This window comes from Micromonospora sp. NPDC002411, assembly GCF_053592955.1.
The window spans coordinates 1-2,116 of sequence record NZ_JBSFBM010000582.1 but is presented as its reverse complement, the minus strand read 5'-3'; the positions used below and the strand labels follow the sequence as shown (position 1 = coordinate 2,116).

Annotated in this window: 1 protein-coding gene and 2 pseudogenes; 2 read left to right on the top strand and 1 reads right to left on the bottom strand. The window is 71.6% G+C overall.

The genetic code is table 11. From position 1 onward, the window contains the following. On the top strand, positions 1–1,303 hold a 1,303-nt coding region (locus ACWCO3_RS34140), incomplete at its 5' end, for a hypothetical protein (protein ID WP_450014101.1). Here the strand turns inward: ACWCO3_RS34140 and ACWCO3_RS34135 are convergent. Further along, positions 1,281–1,757 (bottom strand): annotated as a pseudogene (locus tag ACWCO3_RS34135) (M24 family metallopeptidase); the annotation flags it as partial. The gene ACWCO3_RS34140 and the pseudogene ACWCO3_RS34135 overlap by 23 nt on opposite strands. A gap of 164 nt (positions 1,758–1,921) precedes the next feature. Here ACWCO3_RS34135 and ACWCO3_RS34130 point away from each other — a divergent pair. Beyond that, positions 1,922–2,116, top strand: a pseudogene (locus ACWCO3_RS34130) (ABC transporter ATP-binding protein); the annotation flags it as partial.

Here is a 2,116-nt window from a genome sequence, read left to right as displayed (position 1 = left end):
CACCACGGAAGCCACCGCCCTCACGACGATCGCCCCCACGGAAACCACCCTCGCGGGGCGCGCCGCCATCACGTGGTCCACTCGGCCGCGAGCTGTCCCGGTCGCCGCCGCGGAAACCACCTTCGCGACGGTCACCGCCGCGGAAACCGCCCTCACGGTCACCACCGCGGAAACCACCGCCCTCACGACGATCCCCGCCGCGGAAACCGCCCTCACGGTCACCACCACGGAAGCCACCGCCCTCACGACGATCGCCCCCACGGAAACCACCCTCGCGAGGGGCGCCGGAGCGCGAACCATCGCGGTCGCCGCTGCGGAAGCCACCTTCGCGACGGTCACCGCCGCGGAAACCGCCCTCACGGTCACCACCACGGAAGCCACCGCCCTCACGACGATCGCCCCCACGGAAACCGCCCTCGCGGTCGCCGCCACGGAAGCCGCCACCCTCGCGGGACGCACCAGGCCGAGAACCCTCGCGGAAGCCGCCTTCGCGACGGTCACCGCCACGGAAACCACCGTCACGGTCACCACCCTCGCGACGATCAGCGCCTCGGAAGCCGCCGCCCTCACGGCGGTCACCACCACGGAAGCCACCGCCCTCACGACGATCGCCCCCACGGAAACCACCGTCGCGGTCACCGCCACGGAAGCCGCCACCCTCGCGGGACGCACCAGGCCGAGAACCCTCGCGGGAACCGCCTTCGCGGCGGTCACCGCCACGGAAACCACCGTCACGGTCGCCGCCACGGAAACCGCTGCCTTCACGACGGTCACCGCCACGGAAGCCACCCTCGCGGGACGGGCCGGAGTGCGTACGGTCTCCGCCGCCCTGATAGCCGCCTTCACGACGGTCACCACCGCGGAAACCGCCGCCCTCGCGACGGTCGCCGCCACGGAAACCGCCCTCGCGGGGAGCACCGGAACGAGACCCGTCGCGGTCACCGCCACGGAAGCCGCCCTCACGGGGAGCACCGGAACGGGAGCCATCGCGGTCACCGCCACGGAAACCGCCCTCGCGACGGTCGCCGCCACGGAAACCGCCCTCGCGACGGTCGCCGCCACCGAAGCCACCCTCGCGACGGTCGCCACCGCGGTAACCACCCTCACGCGGGGCGCTGGAGCGCGAGCTGTCCCGGTCGCCACCGCGGTAGCCACCCTCACGCGGGGCGCTGGAGCGCGAGCTGTCCCGGTCGCCACCGCGGTAACCACCCTCACGCGGGGCGCTGGAACGCGAGCTGTCCCGGTCGCCACCACGGGAACCAGAGTCGCGACCGCCGGCGTATCCGCCGCTGGAGCGGGGTGAAGGTGCCGGAGATCGGGACGGTGCGGGTCACGTCGGCGGTGTAGAGGTGCCGGTTCTCCACGCCCATGTCCATCAGCAGCAGCTCGCCCGGCACTGTGGTGCCGGTGTGGTGTTTCCAGCACAGGACGGTGGCGTTGGGGCCGGCGCACACGATGGAGCCGTATCCGACGTGATTGCCGTCGTGCCGGGCGCGCAGGCCGAAGACCCCTTCGATGAGCCGTTCAGAGACGCCGCGGTCGGCTGGTAGAACCCGGGCGATGTCTTCGAATCCGCGGACGGTGGCGTCGACGGCGTCCTGGAGTTGAGCGATCTCCCACTCGTCCTTGACCAGTTTGGCCTCCGATATCACTGCGGCCAGTTCCCGGTCGCGTGCGCCGGCCCGCTCCGGCTCGTACGGCCGCACGGCGTGGTCGACTCCCCGGTCCAGCCCGCGCAGCACCCGCGTGCGGCACCGCCGCAAACGGGACGCCACCGCCCAGAACGTCTCGGCGAGGCTGTCGTCAGTGGTGTCCTCGGTCACCGGAATACGGTAGCAGGAGATGTGGTTGTTCCCTCATGTTGAGGTAACCTCAGCAATGTCGTCGACCGGAAGGTAGTTACTCCTTGGAACCCACCCCCATGGGCCGCGACCGCGGCCACCGCACCGTCAGTGCCGAAGAGAAGACGCAGGCCCGCCAGGTGTCCCTGCGCCGGATCGGCCGCCTGTTCACCAGCCACCGGCCCGCGCTCGCCGCCGTCACCGCGATCATCGTGCTCTCCTCGGTCATCGCGATGGCCAGCCCGTTTCTGCTGCGTGCCGTCATCGACCGGGCG